Origin of the sequence: Bifidobacterium bifidum ATCC 29521 = JCM 1255 = DSM 20456 (assembly GCF_001025135.1) — a bacterium.
GTDB lineage: Bacteria > Actinomycetota > Actinomycetes > Actinomycetales > Bifidobacteriaceae > Bifidobacterium > Bifidobacterium bifidum.
In genome coordinates, this window is record NZ_AP012323.1 from 70,732 (window position 1) to 88,984 (window position 18,253).

Here is an 18,253-nt window from a genome sequence, read left to right on the forward strand (position 1 = left end):
CTATATACCCAGTGCTCATTGAGAAATAAGGAGGGCATGTGCTGTTTGCAGATTGGTTGCGCGTGAAGAAAAATAAGTTGCGTCGTGCGGGCACGCATGTTCTGCGTGCGATGAAGAGGCGTCATCCTCAGATTATCGTTTCCATGACTTCATATCCTGCACGTATCAATACCGTGCACCTGGCGATTCGTTCGTTGCTTGCGCAAAAAGTGTTGCCGGACAAAATCGTGTTGTGGCTCTGCAAATCGGATTTTCCGAATCGTGAAACCGATTTGCCCCAAACGTTGCGCGACGTGTTGTGGCATGATGTGGAAATCCGTTGGGTGGATGAGGACCTGAAGCCCCACAAAAAATATTTCTGGGCTTTGCAGGAATTTCCTGATGATTACGTCATCACCACCGATGATGATTTGCTGTACCGCAATACGATGATTGGCGATTTGCTCGCAGCACACGAAGCCCATCCTCATGCGATTGCCGCTGTACGTACGCATTTGATTATGTTCAACGAGGACGGATCCCGTACCAATTATGAGGATTGGATTTACGAGGCACCTCATTACCATCCCGCGCTTGTAGGTGTGCCGTCCATGCGGATCTTCTCCACGAATGGGGCAGGCACGCTGTATCCGCCGCATACGATGCCTCCAGAGACGTTTAATGCCGAGGAAATCAAGGAAACTTGCCTGACCGCTGATGATTTGTGGCTGAAGGTAATGCAAGTGAAAGCCGGTATCCCTGTGGTTGCGGCAACAGACGATCAGTTGCTGAATTATGTGCCTGGCACGCAGGGGGAGGAAGCGTTATGCCACCAGAACACCGAAAGCGGTGTAAACAATATTGTGCTGAAGTCGATTCTGGAAGAGCTGCAAGCCAAAGGTGTGTTGGCTGACGATTTCGACAAGCGCGTTGCCGATCCTAGCTTGGATGCTTTGATTCACTAAGTGCATAGGCAGAAACTGCCGCGATATTTGCTGTGGCTTGTTTGACATGAATAATTGCGAGGTGGCCTCAAACAGCCACGGCTTGGTCTGCGCATTTTCCGGTTTTATTAAGCCACTGTGATTGATTCTTCCTGTGCGTTTTGCAGTCGCCGTGAGTATAATATGGTTTTGTTGTTACTGCAACACGTTAAGGAGAAAAGATGAGAAGGAATCATGGATTTTCTCGTGTGTTAGGGGTAATCGTCGCAGGTTGCCTTCTAGTCTCTGGATTTATAGCGTCACCGGCAAATGCTGCGGAGGACATTAAAAAGTCAGTGCAATCGCAGAAAATTATGGATGAACGGCCGGCAGCGCTTGACGAAAACACTCCATCAACGTTTTCTGAACGTTCGAATGAGCCGGTTTCATCGGTGACGGGCGTCACTTTGGGAGATGGATACAAGGCGCGTACCGATTACATAAGCATTGACCAACGTAATACCAAACGGGATGCATTGAATGCCGTTATCAAGTGGCGCAAAGATGCACTCAATGATGCGCGTATTAAATTCAAATACGACGGTTCTTGGAAAACGGTGCCGGAATATTTGAAAGCGGTTGGTATCAGCCAACAGGAATACCTTTCTCCAAAGTGGTCGAATGCTTTGGAGCGTATCGCTATTCAGCGTGCGCTTGAGGCATATACATGGGCTGATGGGCACACGCGTCCTGATGATGATTGGTGTTTTGGGGCTAGTTACAAAGGTTTGACATCCAATGCTGAAGTACTTGCTTGGGGTACAAGGAACATATCGGATGCAGTTGATTTATGGGCGAGCGAGAAATCCGATTACATTAATGAGGTGAATGGTCATGGCTCCGGTGTGACTGGTCACTATACGACGTTGACAGATCCCGATTACGGTTCATATGGCTTTGCTGGCGGATTCAGCGATAGCAGTGCATATTCTGGCGAAGCAGTTTCCAGAGGGTATGCGTCGGAATATTCGGATGAAACGCCAACCAATTTAAATGGCTACGGACGATTTGAGATTTCAGTCAGCCAAAGGCATATCAACGAGGGCATGACGTGGAAGGGATTGCACTGGAACAGCTCATCCGCTCTCGAGCCCGGCAAAAGCGATGAAGCAGTGGTGCGGCTTTCCTATGGTGCTAATCGGTACAACCTGCTTGGTGGTACATGGTCATCGTCGAACACGGCCGTGGCAACGGTGACCGAAGGAAATATTAAAACGCTCAAGCGTGGCAATACCGTCATTAAAGTAAATGCTGGCGGGCGGCTGGCGCAAGGTAATGTACGTGTGGCTCCGGCAATGCAAAGGATTTTCGGTGCCACACGGTACGACACTATGTCTCAAGTTGTGCAAAAAGAAGGACTTAAGCAGGGGCAGACGGTAATAGTTGCTTCTGGCACGAACTACCCTGATGCCTTGGCCTCATCTAGTCTGGCTGGTGCTTTGGATGCGACAATTGTGCTGACTGATCCGCAGTCGTTGTCAGCTCAGGCCTCGGAACGGATCGCCGCCATTAAACCGAGTCGAATCATCATTGCTGGAGGCCCTGCCGCTGTTTCGCAGAATGTCGAGCAACAGCTGAAGCAATATAGCTCCAATGTGAGGCGATATTACGGTGAGACCCGTTATGACACTTCGCTGGCGTTGTACAAAGCAGGCGAACGGCTGGGAGCGAAGTGGGGTGCGATTGCTCTGCTGATGACAGGTGATAATTATGCTGACGCTTTGTCGATATCGTCGTATGCGTATATGTCGCATATGCCTATTTTCTTGTGTAGCTCGACGAAGGGATTCACCGATGGTGAGATTAAGGAAATCAAAAAGATGAAAAAGATGTGGGTCATTGGCGGCGAACAGGCCGTTCCACAACGTTTTATCGAACGGCAAATTGCTGGAGGCATGGATGAGCGCATAGCTGGCTCGACACGGTATGAGACCAGCATCAATGTGGCAGATCGATTTGCCGGAGATTATGATGGTTTCCTTCGTATGAATAATGTGGTATTCACCACGGGAATGAATTTCCCGGATGTGCTTGCTGCTGGTCCTTTTGCCGGGCGCAATAAGGCGGTTTTGCTGCTTGCGGATCCGAACGGGAGCACTGCCAATTTTGTGAAGCAGTATGTGAAGCAGCATGGCAATGTTGACAATGCCTATATTGTTGGCGGTGAGAATGCCGTCTCTCGCAATACTGCGAACGGTCTTGCTGACGCTTTGGATATGCTGCGGCCATAAGGCGGAAACTGTAGCAACGTTAAGAGGGGCTGACCATGGTTCACATGGTCAGCCCCTCTTAACACGTTTTATGTCGTCATTGCGCGTGTCTGAGGCTGAGGTTGTCGGCGATGGCGTTCGCGGTGCCTTGGTCCACGGCGTTCACGCCGTCGACTACGAGCACTCTTGAGAATGATTTTAATGCGGTCTTTTGGTCAGACCGTTGGCGGAATCGCACAAGAATACTGGATCTTTTGTCGTGTATGCATATGAACTTACGGATAAGGCGTCCGCATAATTCGCGTTTGTCGCAACAATTGCAGTTGATCCCCATCCTGAAGCGTTCTGATATAGCGCGAAAGATGTATCTATACGAGTGGCGCCGGATACACGGTTCACGCTTTGCGCATATGTATGAAGAGTATGAAGAACGTTATCTGATACGGCAGCTGATCCACCTACCACAATAATTCGTGATGGTGCCAACTGCCGAAGCTGATTGGCGAACTGCGAAGAAAGCGCGGACTTCCCCGTTAGTATGATCGGAGCATTGGTTCGCCAGCCAATCCGGAAGCTGCCAATGCATCTGGATAGTTATCGCCTGAAGCTATAATCGCGGTACCACCAGTTTTCCAGTTCCCCTCTGAGACGACTGCGGCCATGGTGTTATAGCGGGTATTGACTGTTAATTGAATATTTGTAGCTTTTGAGGCCACTGGTTATTGTGCTTGGGGACCAGCATTATGGCGGGAGAAGGCCGATGGCGGATTGGTTAGAAGCCGCCGGCCTTCGGGGCTAGTTGTCGAGCATGGCTTGCCCGTGGCGTTGCCTCATGTTGTACTCGCCTGTATTAATCCAGACCGCGTTGTGCACGATGCGGTCGAGAATCGCGTCGGCGATGGCGTCGCCGCCGAGCTGTCGGTGCCATTCCTTGGTCGCCAGCTGCGTGGCGAACGCCGTGCTGACGGTGTCGTACCGGAGCTCCATGAGCTCCAGGAGGAATCGTTTGAATGGTTCGTCGGGCTTGTCGACGAGCCATTCGTCGATCGCGAGCAGGTTGTAGGTGGCGTATTTGCGCACGAGCTTGGGCGCTCCTCCTGGCTTGTTCGACGCGACCGTCACCTGCTCGGCCAGGTCCGGCATTCGGACGTAGACTGCGCGGTACCGTGCCCGGCACGCGGATTTCGCCAACGCGCATAGCAGGTGGGATTTGCCCGATCCCGTGGCTCCCTGGAACACGACGTTCAACCGTTGTTCCAGATAGTTCCCGGCGTCGAGGCCGGCGATCACGCTCCGGTCGAGCCTGCGTTCCTCCACCAGGTCGATGGTCCTCAGGTCCGCCTGGGGGTAGCGCAGACCCGCGCGTTTGACGAGGCGTTGGATCTTGGCGTCCATGTGACCGGAGTGGGCGTTGTCGACCGCAAGCCTGACGACCTCCGTGTGGCTCATGGGCGCCGTCGTTCGCTCGTCGAGCCGTTCGAACGCGTCGAGCAGATCGGATGCGTTCATCTCACGCAATTTGCGTTTGGTCTCGGTGTCGATGATCATCGCGCGTCACCTTCCCATGTCCGCGTAGTAATCGCCGCCGCGCACCCATCCGGCGTCGTCAACGGCGCCGTCGGGGATCCCGCCCGTGGCGTCCTGGCCGGATTCGAGGATCGGCCTGATGTGCGAATACCGCGGCGAGGCGATCGACCGCAGCGACAGCGAACACGCGTTCTCCAAACGTTGGGCGGAATAGCGTTTCGACAGCCGCAGGATCGCCAGCGCGGGCTCCACGCCCTGTTCGTCGAGGCGTTCCATGGCGAACAGCCTGCCGATCACGGCGGCGCAGCCGGGGCCTATTCGCCGGGCCCATTGCTCGCAACGTTTCCTGTCCCATGGTCTCCACACGGCTTTGCCGGGCAGGTCGGACTCGTTCGTGGACCACTGGTTGGATGCCGTCGTCGGCAGGAGTCGGTGCGAGCACAACCGCGTGTTCCCATGCCAGACCTCGAACATGCTCGCGCCGATCCGCAGGTCCACCGTGGAACCGATGTACGCGTACGGGACGGAATACCAGTTGCGCGCATACGCGACGTGGCTGTTGGCCTGCACCCTGCGGCCGTATACCCAGTCCGCCACCTCGTAAGGCATCGGCGGCAACGCGATCAGCAGCGGTTTCTCCTCCGATTCGAACACCGACGACCGGGATCCGTCGCGCTTCTGGAACGCACGGGAATTGTATTCCGCCAGCCAGGCGCGTATCGCGGCCCGCAGTTCGTCAAGCGATCCGAACTCGCGGTCGCGCATCGCGCCGACCAGCGCCATCGTGGCGTGCCACACGGTGTTCTCCGCGGACGGCTTGTCCTTCGGCTTCCTCACCCGTCCGGGCAGCACAGCGGCCGAATAGTGCTCGGCCATGCCCCGGTACGCGTCGTTCAACACGATCTCGCCCTCACGTGGATGCTTGATCACGCCGGTCTTCGGGTTGTCGCACACCAGGCGCGGCGTGGAGCCGCCGAACCATTCGTACATCGCCACATGGGCCCGCAGCCACGAATTCTGCCCCATATCCAGGATGGGTTCCACGAACGCGTACCGGCTGAACGGCAATACCGCCACGAACAGGTACACGGTCGACGAATCACCGGTGACCGGATCGGCGATGCGCATGGTCTTGCCGGCCCAGTCGACCTCGATGGTGCGGCCGGCCTTATGCTCCACCCTGCTTGTCACGCCGAGTCTCGCCACGTACGCGGCGTACAGCTTGCAGAACCTGTCATAACCCATATGGGGCCTACCCGACTGCCGGCATTCGTCCACATACTCGCCGTGCAGAATCCTCAACGTCACGCCGACACGGGCCAACTCCCGGTGGACCTTGCCCCAGTCGGGGTGCTCGTACACGCTCTCACGTTCCCCGCGTCCGGGGAACAGCAGCGCGTATACCTCGTCGTCCGGCCTGTTGGCGACGTCATCCCAGCCGATGCCGACGGCCTTCGCCGCGTCCAGCACGTCGGCCACGCTCCGGCGCGACATGCCTTGGGACCTTGCGATCGCGCGTCCCGATAACCCCCGGCCATGCAAACGCAGGACCAGTTTCGCCTGTATTTTCCGTACCATTGCTGGCAGCTCCTTTCACCACACGTCCCTCGCATGGTGAAAGGAGCCTAACCAGCCATGGCTTCAAAGCGCAATAACCATGGCCCTGAAACGCAATAACCGTCAAAACCCGTAATGGCCCCCAGCCGCAATAGCAACGGACCACAACAAATCAAATATTCAGTTAATCTCTTAACTGTGGTGTTTGATATGTATTCAGTTCCACCCATATGGAAGCAGATGTCCTTATCGATCGGGCCACCGATAGTTACTGACCCTTTAGCCGGAATCTGCACTTGTGTCCATCCACGTCTGTCATAGCCTCCTACATAAGTTGAAGCATAAGGAGCTTGTGCCATGAACATGGTATTCCCATAGAAATCTTTGATTGCCAGATGAGGTTTTTCCTTTTACGGCTTTGACCAGATAATTCTCTGCTGTGATATGCTGCACACTGTTTTCTCGAGCGGTGGCAGAGTACGTTCCATCGGTAAGGGCTCTTTCGGCTCCGGGATATAGAACTGGATTATCAGCATTTCGAGGATATGCTTGAAGTAATTTCCAAGAAGAGGCGCATAGGCCAGATCCCTCGAAAATATGCACAAAATAGCCGTCTTTTACTTCGATTTTTTGAGGTTTATCTTTTTCAACGGCATACGCGTCGGAGATTGAATTGTAATTCCCGGTCGCATCGTTAATGCTGGAATGAGAAGAATATCCTGTACTGACTGCGGACACAAGATAAAGTCCCGGAGCCAAACCTGCCTCATGGAAATTTGAGACATTCGTGTAATACTTATTGCCCGGTTACAAAATTTTTGACGAAGTAGGTGTTCTTGCTGATTCGTTTAATTCAGTTCACTCAGCTATGTATTCGTTTGCATTTGACAATTGCTCAGATTGATTCGATGAGTCAATAGTATCCTCGGCATACGCCGGCGCGCTAATCCCAAAAACCAGTACAGCAGCAATAGCGAGAGAAGCAAATATTCTTCTTGGAACTTGCATGTTACTTTCCATTCCTTCAAAGAAGCCTTCTTATATATATGAGAGATACTATACTCTTTTGGATAAAGTGACTGCCCTTTGTGATGCATAGCAGAGTAGCCGTTGTGTGCAATCGATCTAATAGATCCTTATGCTGGTTGGGCAGGTAAACGACTGCGGATTGCCTGCCCAACCATATCTATTCAGACATAGTGCCAACGAGGCTTGTTATCACCGCTGGCTACTTTGCAAACGATTAGTTTGCCATTCCTGGCATCGTGGTCCGTCTTGTTCAGATCAGATTTTTTACAGAATTCACCTGCTTTATGTGTGCCGTAAACTGGATCGTCCGGTTTGGGCTGCGGCTTAGGCGTTGGCTGCGGAACGTATTCTCTGTCACTCAATCCAAAGCTCTTAGCAATTGCATTGAACGTTGCCGGCCCAATGGCGTTCTGCCCACCGAGGACGTAGGCGGATTCAACATTCGGCAGTATGGATGATGCCCCGATTGTCGGGGAGGAATCGTTTTGCGCAAGCAACAGCACTGTCTTATTAAGACCTGCAAGGGCGCTTCCTGAAAGTGCGTCCGGGAAATTAGCTCCAGTGGCGTATACGACGCTAGAAGGATCGATAGAGAGACCTTCCAACGTGAACTTGCTGATTTCCAAGCTAGTCTCATAACGAGTCGTTCCCTGTATTCTCGACGTTGCAACGCCTATGGATCGGAGCTGCTGTTCCACGGATGAAGGGACCGCGTTTGTGCCACCGACGATGATTGCAGACTGAAAATCCTTGAGTGCAGCGAGAGATTCCTCATCAAGCCCCGACTGAGAGCTCAGGAAGAAAGGTGCGGATTGCATGTATGAATACGGGGACACGGAAAGCGCGTCGGCAAAGTTAGCGCCAGTGGAAATAATGGCGGTTTCGGATTTTACTCCGAGCTTGGTGAGTTCGCTATAAATTTGATATGCGGTATCAAAGCGAGTGCTTCCTGCGAGTCGTGTAATAGTTGCCGACGGACGAGATGCTTGGATTACTTTTTCAGCGTTGTTTGAAACTGCGTTTGTACCGCCGATAATGTAAATCGTGTTGACATCAAGCCGATCAAGTTCGCTGACTGTTGCGTTGGAAGGCGTTTTGGGGTCAGTAAGCAGAATCGGCGCATTGAGATACCCCGCGAGGGATGAGGCAGCAAGCGCATCTGGGAAGCTGTTTCCTGATGCTACTACTGCAGCTCCGGATGCAGCAGAAGGGAGCGCAGTCTGTGATACCATCGCCATGGTCTCATATCTGGTGCTGCCGGATATCCGAGTAATCGATGTGGCTGATGCATCAGCTATTAATCCTGTCCCCGCAAAAGCAGCGGAGGTCAGGAAAACGCTGGATAGCACAGCGGTGATTCTTTTGAAATAGGTGGCAGTTTTCCGGTTCACGGTTCCTCCCCTTTCCTCATTGATTGTTAATTGTCTAAGAGTATAGAAGGGTAATTCCTCTAGTATGATTATCCTCCATTATGAAGTGAGAGGATGACAGTGAATGGTACGACTTGCAAAACGCGTGACGGGCTTTTTGAGGATGTTGATAGTTGTTGTTTTTCTCTTTCAAGGCGTTGCCACGGCAAGTGCGGACGAAGGAGAGAACGCGCAATCTGCGCTACAGTCATTGTCTGTAATAGAGCAGACGGACGATTACCGATCGTCAGAACGTACAGAATTATTTGGCACATGGCTTCACAGCAAGACTCTTGGCGGTAATGCGACTACCCGAGACGATATTTTGAGTCGTGACATGAAGAATGTCACATATACCAATGACCATCATGTCGCAACAGGCGTCCTGAATGATCCCTATACCGGCGAGACAATCGCTTTTCAGCGCGGACAGGGCACTTCGAATGCGGGTGCAGATCGATCATGTTGTTGCTGTCGGAGAGGCATATGAAAGTGGTGCCGATTATTGGACCAAAGAACAACGCATCGCATATGCGAATGATCCATATGTGCTACCTGCAGTAAAAGGATCTGCGAATGCTTCCAAAACAGACAAGGACGCTGCACACTGGCTTCCAGGGCATGGCTATGATTGTGCCTATATCAGCAGGCAGATAGGGATTAAGCAGCATTATCATCTATCGGTGGATTCTTCAGAGAGAAATGCTATGAAAACATCTCTTTCACAGTGTCCGTCTGGGCAGACAGTTCCGCTTTACGACGGTAACAATGTAATGCCGAACACTCCGGAGCTTCCGTCTAATCCATCAAAACCCAATACGCCGTCTGCTCCTAGTGAACCTACATCTGGTAAATTGGTTCGGCTATCCGGCATAACGCGGTATGACACCATGTCGCGGATTGTTGACACCGTTTTTCCGAAGTCCGCATCAACGGTAGTTGTCGCTTCTGGAGAGAACTATCCAGATGCGCTGGCAGCGTCGGGATTTGCCGGAGTGCTGGACGCTCCGATTCTTATGACGGATCCTCAATACCTCAGTAATCAGACAAAAGATCAGATTAGTCGTCTGAAGCCGGAAAGGATTATTATCATCGGTGGGCAGAATGCGGTATCGGGGAATGTGGAGCAGTCGTTAGCCCAATATGCCACAGTGCAGAGGATTGGAGGCGTTACTCGAAGTGACACTGCTTTGAAACTGTACGACAGCGATGTCCAAGGCGAAAAGAATTGGGGAAGAACGGCAATAGTCGTTACCGGGGGAAGTGGCTTATCGTTTTGCTGATGCCTTGTCTGTTTCGTCATATGCTAATGAGTCCCAAAGTCCCATCTTCCTTTCAAATATCGACTCTGGCTTGTCTTCTGAACAATTGGAGGCATTGTCCAACGGACAGTTTGACAGGATCCTTGTCGTGGGTGGGCAGCGTGCTGTTCCGGATTCGGTGGTGAAACAGATTAGAAATTCCTCTGGTTCTGTGGTGTCTCGTATTTCGGGGACGACGCGTTATGAAACGAGTGCTACATTTGCTCAGTGGACTTCTGAACATGGAGGGCTCCATATGAACAATGCAGTATTTGCGACTGGTGCGAATTTCCCGGATGCACTTGCGGCTGGTCCTTTTGCCGGGCGCAATAGTGCGGTTCTGCTGCTTGCAGATCCGAATGGGAGTACTGCCAATTTCGTCAAGCAGTATGTGAAGCAGCATAGCGATGTTGATAATGCTTATGTCGTTGGCGGCGAAAGCGTTGTTTCCCGTAGCACTGCGGATGGCCTTGCCGATGCATTGAAGATGGGGCGTCCGTAATTTCCCACGTGCGAAGGATAACAAAAACAAGGGGACTGTTGGTACTGATCGTAATTCGTGCCAACAGCCCCCTTATCTGTTAATGTGGCAACATCACTGTGCGTGCCTGAGACCGAGACTGTCGGCTATGGCGTTCGCGGTGATGTGGTCCACGACATTTGTGCCACCGACCACATATGCTTTATCGACCTTGCCTTTGTACTCTGCGGAGAAGGAGACCGCAGGGCTATTGGCGTTTTCGACCAGCAAAGTCGCGCTGCCGGATTTGCCGGCCAGCGGTCCCGCGGCGAGTGCGTCGGGGAAGTTCGCACCGGTGGCGTACACCGCTCCATTCATGCTGAGGCCATTGTTCATGGTCCATCTGGCGATTTGCTCGCTAGTCTCATAACGGGTGGCACCGGATAGACGTACCAATTGCGCTCCGGTTATGGATTGAGCGTTCGCTGCCACGTGGTCGGATACGGCGTTCGTGCCGCCGACCACAATGACTTTGGAGAATCGTCCAGATACGAGAGCTGATCGCTGGCGGGCGGTCAAGTCATTCGTGTTGACCAGGAACACAGGAGCCTTCATATGATAGGCATATGAACTGATACTCAGAGCATCTGCAAAATTGCCTGCTGTGGCCAATACTGCGGTGGAACCCCATCCGGAGCCTTCACGATACAGGTTCAAAGACGTATCAACACGAGTTTCGCCAGCTACTCGTTGGACATTCGGACAGATGTTTTTCAACGAGTTCATCACGGTATTCGATATGGCACTGGCGCCACCTGCGATTACGATTCGAGAGGGTGCGAGTTGGTTGAGCTGGGACTGAGCCTGTGGGGATAGAATGTTTCCATCTGTCAATATGATGGGTGCATTCATGGTACCGGCCAATCCGGAGGCGGCCAGAGCATCTGGATAGTTGCCGCCGGAGGCGACGATTACGGTGCCGCCGGTCTTCCAGTTTGCAGCGTTAACAACCGCTCCCATCGTGTCATAACGGGTATCTCCCGCTAAACGTTGCAATGCGTTTGGCTCCTTGGCCCAGTGTGCGTACAACGTCATGTCGCCATTCACCGTTTGGCTGAAATCATATTTTGTTCCACCGTTCTTGGCGGTGTACCAGCCTTGGAACGTGTACCCGGAGCGGGTGGGATTCATTGGTTGTGTTGCCATTGTTCCAATATGAATATTTTGAGAGGCAATGGTTGAACCACCGTTCGAATCGAACGTTACCGTAGCGTATGCGTCACGTCCTGCCTGGAACTGAATGGTTTTGCTTACGTCGTCGTTCGATACGTCGTAATTCAGACCATAAGCTTTGAGTACCAGTGAACAGGTTTCAACCGCCGTCAGCGTTGAGAAATCAACGTCAACGGTTGCGGTCGCGTTACCGTTATAACTGTCACCGCCCTGGGCTGAACGATTCTGCCCATCGACATTCATCGATACGCTTGAAACTGCGCCGGTGGCTGTTACACGAATGGTGGCCTTGCCGGAGATTCTGGCGTTGGCCAAATCGTGCCAACTGGAACCGCCATCTGTTGAATACTGGGCAGAAACGGTAGGTTGTTCTTGATCTTCTGTCACAGCGGCATAAGCGTTGACAAGCCCCGCGCCACGGTATTCAGCGCCATCTGCAGGCGCTTCCAAGTCGTTGTATCGTTCCTTAGCTTGTTTCTTGAGCAATTGCTCAATCTGCGAAACGGAATAATCTGGATGCACCGACTTGAGCAGTGATGCCACACCTGCTACATGGGGAGATGCCATGGAAGTGCCGCTCATATACGCATAGTTGGTTCCATATGTTGAATAGACATTGCTTCCAGGAGCCGCCACATCGATAGAGCTGCTGCCGTAATTCGAATAATTGGCACGGCTCAATGGGGCCACGGAGTATGTGCCCCGTTTTTGCACTGCGGATACGGCAAGCACTCCGTCAAGCATAGCCGGAACGATGTATCCCTTGTTACTAGCAAGAGAAAGCCCCGAACCCCCAAGACCCTGGCTTTGCTGATTCGCCAAGCCGGTCAGCGGGTTGAACGTATTTTCGTTGTTGCTGGCATCGATGGCTTGCCCGATGACCTCACGCGGCTGGCGCTTTTCGATTTGTCTGCGCATCCGATCCAAAGACGTGTCATCGTGTATATTGTCGATGTCAAGCTTGTTATTTCCGGCAGAGGCAACGTTGACGACGTTGTTCTTGGTCGCATAACTCACAGCTCGTTGCAGAACGGTGTCATACGCCTTGTCGACTGCATACTTGCCAGGATAGTCAGGTGACCGGTTGCCTATGCTGGCATTGGTGACGTCCATTCCCGCTTTGGCTGCCCATACATATCCGCAGACTTCCTGTTCGAGGTAGGTGTGGTTATGCTTGAGCACACGTATGGCTGCCAATGTCGTATTCGGATTTACGCCATCGACGCCACTGCCATTGTGGGACGCTGCGATGGTGCCTGAAACGTGCGTGCCATGTTTATCGGCATCGTCGCCTGCGGTAGGCCACCATACAGGATGTCCCGTCGAGGAGTCGGTTCCCTGTTGCGGGATTCCATTCACTGTGCAATCAACGGAATAGGTGCTGTTCACCTGCCCTTGCAGATCTGGATTATCATCCTCGATGCCGGAATCGATTACGCCGGTCAGAGTCGGCTTATACGCGATATTGGTCTGCTGCGCCTTATCTGCACCGATGGCGGTAATGCCCCAAGCATCATAAATGTTGGTGTTCGGATCCGAAGAGTCTTTCTGTGGTTTGCGGATCGCGTTTCCCGACTTCCATTTTGTGGTTGTCGCGACGTCGGAAGATGTGGTATTCCCATAGCGAATTTCCTCTTCGCGGAGTTTATCGCGTGTATATGCCACCGTGTCCACAGCAATGCCATTTGCTGCGGCCCAGCGCGCGAAGTCGGAAGCGAATGTCTTGGTATGTGCTTGTACAAAGAACACACTGATTTCCGGATATGACATCAGCTTGTAGGCATGCAACGCTTCGGCTCCAGTGACGGCCTTGTCCAGCACGTCGGTTGCCGTGCCTTCTTTGAGGCTGACGACGTAATTGGTAACTGTTTCGTCGGAATCCGCTATCGGATGGCTTTCCTCCACTGTCGGCGCAGCTGAGCCGACAGTGATGTCGAACCACGTTGTCTTTGCCGTATTGGACTTCAATGTCAAGGTAACGCGCTTGGTGCCGTTGGAATTCATGTTCGGCTGAGAAAGGGTGTACTCGCTCCTTGGTAGTTGCACAGTATCGCCATTGTTCTGTATCGCAGATACCACAAGTCCTGTCGTATCGAGCGTTTCGCCTGTCTTATACGAGGCTTTTTTCGGTGGGGTCTGTACAGAGATGGAGCTGTAGCGTATTGGGCTATACCACGCATATAGAGTTATGGAACCGCTTGTCAGCAGATTCTTCACCGGAGCGCAGTAATCATACCCCGTGCCGGTGCCGTCGGCCTTGGTGTTCCAACCGGCGATCATTTTGCCGGCCGGCGCCTTGAATGTCGAGCGGTTCAGTCTCTCGTTCTTGTCATATGTCAACGTCTGCGAGGGCATGGTGCCGGTACCGCCGTTGGCGTCGAACTTCACTGTATACTTGTTCGCTTCCCATTGTGCATACAGATGTTGGCCATATCCATACTCGTTATAGATGTTTTTGACTCGCTGCCCGTCGGAATAGCTGGTGCCGGAGCCATCGGATTCGGTATTCCACCCAAGGAACGTATATCCAGGTGCGTTGAAGCTATTGTCCGCAAGATTCTCATATTCGTCATACTTGATGTTTTGCGATACGCTAGCTTCGGTGCTTGATTCGTCAGGGAAATTCGGGTAGAAAAATACGGAGTAGAAGGCGCGCTCCCATTGTGCATACAATGTTATTTTTCCATTTGCCGGGACATCAGAATCATCGAAGATCGCTTTATTCCATGTGTAGTAATTTTTGCCGGTGCCGTCGGCTTTGGTGTTCCAGCATGTGAAATTGTAATGAGTGCGAACGAGGTTATAGGATCGCAACGATTGGTATTCTCCAATGCCAAAAGTTTGCGGTGCCACGGATCCACTACCACCATTGGCATCATACGATACCGTTACGATTTCGTTCTTCGTCACGTGAATTGTACGATCGCCCGTTACTTCGTTACCGGCATTATCTTTTACCGTGTAGGTAAGTCGATAATCTCCAGGTGCCGAAATATCAAAATTGCCGGAAACCGTAACATTGCGGGTTATATCGCCATCATGGTCGTCGATGGCGCTTATGCCATACATCGTACTGAATGAGCGGTCTCCTGCCTTGGCGCTAATGGTGTCCAATCCCTTTAGGGACGGTGCAGCGATATCGGATACCACCACTGTTGCGCGGATTTTTTGATTGGGGAACCCAACGATGCTGACGCTATCGACATGGAACACATCACCTAAGTGAAGCTCAGATGCATCTTTGTTCCAGATTGCAGCGGCTTGCTCCTGGTTCCAATCCACGTTTTCCGTAATGGTCTTGCCATTGATTAAATGGATTGTCACTTCGTCCGGAAGGGATGGATAGCATTTGCCATAGCCGCATTTCGTGGTAATGGCGTCGATGGATTTCACTGCGGCATCGGTCCACTGCGCATACAGAATGATTACCTGATCGGAATTTGTAGCGCCGAATTCGCCGTAGCTCGTATTGTCTTTGTATGCAGTGCCACTGCCATCTCGCTTGGTGTTCCAACCAGTGAATACTTTGCCGTTATATTTGAATTCGTTTGGTTTCAGCGTCGCTGTGTTGTTGCTCGGGCTGGATGCTACTTTTTGATCGGGCATGCTTCCTGTGCCGCCGTTGGCATCATAGCGGATGGTGTACGGATATGAATCCCACTGCGCATTTAGCCAGATATCGCTGGTTACAGGAGTGCTGAAATCATACAGAGGTGAATCATCGGAATATCCGGTGGACCATCCTCGGAATGCGTATCCTGGCCGGGTCGGGTCGGCAGGTCGTGTGGCGGTTTCGCCATCTGCGACCTTCTGATCCTTGAAATATTCAGGTGTTGCGTTATACGCTCGGAAATGCACGGTATGAGTGGTTTTCCACTGTGCATATAAATATATGCTTCCATACTCGTCTGCGGTGAGGTTCTTTACCGATTGTCCCGCTTGATATGACGTTCCCGAGCCATCATATTCGGTGTTCCAAGATGTGAAAGTTCCATTGATGTTGCTTATTCCCACATCTGCTGGATTTGGCAGATTTTGCGCCTGATCATAGGTGAAGCTCCGACTGCTACCTCCACCTGAGCCAGTGCCGCTAGAGTAGAAATACACGGTATAGGTATTTGGCGTCCATTGCGCATATAGGTCAACCACTTCACCGGCGTTCGCGATGTTATAGATGGGATTGTAGTCGGAGTACTGCGTTCCCGAACCATCTTTTTTCGTGTTCCATCCGCTGAACTGATATCCCGTGCGAGTGAACATATTCCCATACAATGGGACGGTTGAATCCATATCGAATTTCTGATCGTCCATGGATCCATTGCCGCCATTCGCATGGTATTTCACCGTGTATGTAGAACCGACATATTGCTTGAGGGCATCGCTTACGGATTGTGTAGTGCCCCTGTCGCTGTGGTTACCGGTGTATCCGATTTCCAGAACGACGATGGTTGCGCCTTCCCAACGGCCGCTAGTCACCTGCGCCGACGCCATGCCGGCGGTATCCGCCAGATTGCTCACTTCGGTGAGGTAATGGCCATACCCTTGTCTGTTGCTACCAGCTGCAGCGGACAGTTCGCTATACCAAGATTGAATTGGATTATGATTGCTTTGTCCCGTTTCAGGGTATCCGATGAACAAGGCTTCAGGGCCAAACCAATATGTTCCGCTTTGATAGTTTGGACTCTCTCCAAGATTATATTTCGAAGTCCATGATGGTGCGCCTACATACATGTCGTCATGGCTAATTGGTTGACTCTGATTCACAGAGGCTCGTTCGGCCAAGGCATCGGCGCGCTTCTGAGCCCAACTCATCAAATCCCAGTTCACGTTAAGTTCGGGAACAGGAGAGCCGTCGGCCGCATCTTCCGCAACCTGCCCTGAACGCATGTTTGCACTGTTGTCGGCATTCTGCGCCTCAATGATTTGTTGCGCAGTCAAGGCGGTACGTCTGGATTGGCGTAGTTTGTTGAGCTCGCTCATATACTTCAATGAAGCAATAATATTGCTATTTTGCGTCGCGCTATCTGCCATGGCGATATGATTCGTAGTCATGCCCACGGTGATGCACGTGGCCAACGTGCAGAATACGGTCCATAGTTTCTTCGCTGCTGTCAACGGCCTCGGCATAGCTGCCCTTTCAGTCTCTCATCTTGGTATAGAGCATTGATGCTCCACAGATGGATGCATTGTATCGCCAACGCATATAAAAAAGGGGTCGAAGTCCACTTCGTCCCCTTTTGAATGTTTCGTATTGGAAATCAGAATCAGTCGCAGGCACTCATACCAATTTCATCAATGCGCATGGCCGAATCGTTGAGCAAACCGGCAAAATTCACCGTTCCTGGATTGCGCACTGAGAAGTAGCATGAATTCTCATCGCTGGTGAACGCGAGTTGCTCGAAATTCTTCAGATTGCTGGTATCAGGAATAATGCGCATGGTGGCGATGATTTTGAAGTCACCGTCATTGAAGAGATGCAAAGGCAATGCGAAATGCACCTTGTTATGGCCTGTCTTGTTGACCTTGAATGAGACGCCACAATCATACGGAACGCCGCCGCGCTTGACATCCAATACCGACATGGGGATGTAGAACTCGATGTCCTTGCTGTCGCGCAGATCATATTCGACGTCGAATTCGAATGTATCCTTGCAAGTGAGCATCTGTTCGGAAACCGGCAGAATGCGGAATGTGGGAACGCGCTCGCTGAGACCAAGCGGGTATTCGCCTTCCTTTTCCTTGTCTTTCTCCTTTTCCTCGTTCTTGCGCTCTACCTTGAGGTTTTCGAGAGTGTAGCGATCCGCGACATCGTTCTTGTCGCCACTTGCGATGATCTCGCCATCCTTGATGAGGATGGCCTTATTGCAGTATTTCTTCACCGCGTCCATGGAATGGGTGACAAGGATGACGGTCTTGGTCGGATCTTTCTTGATTTCCGCGAAGAAATTGTCGCATTTACGCTGGAACGCCTCGTCTCCGACGGCAAGCACCTCATCGAGCACCAGAATGTCTCCCTGGGCCTTGATGGCTACGGAGAAAGCAAGACGAACCTGCATACCGGAGGAATAGTTCTTGAGCTTCTGGTCCATGAAGTCCTCAAGCTCAGCGAACTCCACGATGTCATCGTACATCGCGTCAATCTGCGTACGAGTGAATCCAAGCAGAGCGCCGTTCAAGTACACATTCTCACGGCCGGTCAGTTCCGGGTTGAAGCCAACGCCAAGTTCGATGAATGGCACCAGTTTGCCTTTGACGGTGACCGAGCCTTGCTCCGGGGTATAGATCTGGGAGATGATTTTCAGTAATGTGGACTTGCCGGAACCGTTACGGCCAACAATACCGAAAAAATCGCCTTGGCGTACTTCGAAATTGATGTCACGGAGCACATGCTGCTTGGTGTAGCCTTTGATGCCTTTCGTCCAGTTTAAGAACGCCATCTTCAGGCCGGTCGCCTGCTCGGTGGGCAGACGGAACATCTTGGCTACATGGTCGACCTTGAGCACCACCGGGCGCTCGTCCTTGGCTTCTTCCTGTGTCTTTTCAGTCAATGCAATTTCAGCCATGA

Annotated in this window: 11 protein-coding genes and 1 pseudogene; 4 read left to right on the forward strand and 8 right to left on the reverse strand. The window is 52.0% G+C overall.

Annotated elements, in window-relative coordinates; translation table 11 throughout:
* Positions 1–38 precede the first annotated feature (38 nt).
* Both BBBF_RS00275 and BBBF_RS00280 read left to right on the forward strand, forming a co-directional pair.
* Entirely contained in the window at positions 39–944 is a 906-nt protein-coding gene (locus BBBF_RS00275; protein ID WP_033509594.1) for a glycosyltransferase family A protein, read from the forward strand.
* 200 nt (positions 945–1,144) lie between these two features.
* Positions 1,145–3,193, forward strand: coding sequence for a cell wall-binding repeat-containing protein (locus BBBF_RS00280; protein ID WP_220183463.1), 2,049 nt, complete (start codon positions 1,145–1,147; stop codon positions 3,191–3,193).
* A 177-nt stretch (positions 3,194–3,370) separates the two neighbouring features.
* Here the strand turns inward: BBBF_RS00280 and BBBF_RS10660 are convergent, their stop codons facing one another.
* The 6 genes and pseudogenes from BBBF_RS10660 to BBBF_RS09345 form a co-directional block, all read right to left on the reverse strand.
* A complete protein-coding gene (locus BBBF_RS10660) occupies positions 3,371–3,637 on the reverse strand; it encodes a cell wall-binding repeat-containing protein (RefSeq protein WP_161788265.1) in 267 nt (88 codons plus the stop codon).
* Positions 3,614–3,888, reverse strand: a pseudogene (locus tag BBBF_RS10665) (cell wall-binding repeat-containing protein); the annotation flags it as partial. The gene BBBF_RS10660 and the pseudogene BBBF_RS10665, both read right to left, overlap by 24 nt.
* 79 nt (positions 3,889–3,967) lie before the next feature.
* On the reverse strand, positions 3,968–4,720 hold the full coding sequence (locus BBBF_RS00285; protein ID WP_021647502.1) for an ATP-binding protein: 753 nt from the start codon (positions 4,718–4,720) through the stop codon (positions 3,968–3,970).
* Positions 4,721–4,726: 6 nt separating this feature from the next.
* Positions 4,727–6,277, reverse strand: coding sequence for an IS21 family transposase (gene istA / locus BBBF_RS00290; RefSeq protein ID WP_021647501.1), 1,551 nt, complete (start codon positions 6,275–6,277; stop codon positions 4,727–4,729).
* 47 nt (positions 6,278–6,324) lie between these two features.
* Positions 6,325–6,621, reverse strand: a complete 297-nt coding sequence (locus BBBF_RS09755) for a hypothetical protein (protein WP_126436125.1) — start codon at positions 6,619–6,621, stop codon at positions 6,325–6,327.
* 825 nt (positions 6,622–7,446) lie between these two features.
* On the reverse strand, positions 7,447–8,676 hold the full coding sequence (locus tag BBBF_RS09345; protein ID WP_021647500.1) for a cell wall-binding repeat-containing protein: 1,230 nt from the start codon (positions 8,674–8,676) through the stop codon (positions 7,447–7,449).
* 461 nt (positions 8,677–9,137) lie between these two features.
* Here BBBF_RS09345 and BBBF_RS09350 point away from each other — a divergent pair, with 461 nt between their 5' ends.
* Positions 9,138–9,977 (forward strand): cell wall-binding repeat-containing protein, encoded by an 840-nt coding sequence (locus BBBF_RS09350; RefSeq protein ID WP_161788266.1) that lies wholly within the window; start codon positions 9,138–9,140, stop codon positions 9,975–9,977.
* Positions 9,958–10,497, forward strand: coding sequence for a cell wall-binding repeat-containing protein (locus BBBF_RS09355; protein WP_080665028.1), 540 nt, complete (start codon positions 9,958–9,960; stop codon positions 10,495–10,497). The genes BBBF_RS09350 and BBBF_RS09355 overlap by 20 nt, the downstream gene beginning before the upstream one ends.
* Before the next feature lie 93 nt (positions 10,498–10,590).
* Here the strand turns inward: BBBF_RS09355 and BBBF_RS10475 are convergent, their stop codons facing one another.
* Together BBBF_RS10475 and BBBF_RS00300 are read right to left on the reverse strand one after the other, a co-directional pair.
* On the reverse strand, positions 10,591–16,740 hold the full coding sequence (locus BBBF_RS10475; RefSeq protein WP_161788267.1) for an InlB B-repeat-containing protein: 6,150 nt from the start codon (positions 16,738–16,740) through the stop codon (positions 10,591–10,593).
* 212 nt (positions 16,741–16,952) lie between these two features.
* Positions 16,953–18,251: an ABC transporter ATP-binding protein gene (locus BBBF_RS00300; protein ID WP_013141402.1), complete on the reverse strand. Its 1,299-nt coding sequence runs from the start codon at positions 18,249–18,251 to the stop codon at positions 16,953–16,955.
* Positions 18,252–18,253 lie beyond the last annotated feature (2 nt).